This is a genomic window from Collinsella sp. LCP19S3_D5, assembly GCF_052121415.1.
Taxonomy (GTDB): domain Bacteria; phylum Actinomycetota; class Coriobacteriia; order Coriobacteriales; family Coriobacteriaceae; genus Collinsella.
On record NZ_JBQKEH010000047.1, the window covers coordinates 1 to 315 of the forward strand.

Here is a 315-nt window from a genome sequence, read left to right on the forward strand (position 1 = left end):
TCTTGAGCAGGCCGAAGAAGCCCTCCATCGCCGCGTTGTCCGGGCTGCAGCCCTTGGCGGACATGCTCCTGGCGAGGCCGTGCCCCTCGCAGATCGAGATCCAGCCGGGCCAGCGGTAGTGGCCGCCGCGGTCGGAGTGGATGACGGGGCGCTCGCCGGGCGCGAGCAGCGCGCAGGCGTCCTCGAGCGTCGAGTTCGCGAGGTCGGCGTCCGGTCTCTCGCCGGCCCTCCACGCCACGACCGAGGAGTCGAAGCAGTCCCTGATGGCCGACAGGTAGACCTTCCTGCCGGAGGGCAGCCTGAACTCGGTGATGT

General features: G+C 70.5%; 1 protein-coding gene. It reads right to left on the reverse strand.

Annotated features, from left to right (window positions below):
* Positions 1 to 315 (reverse strand): transposase (locus tag ACTQXO_RS08765; protein WP_441545616.1); only part of this gene is annotated, 315 nt, incomplete at both ends.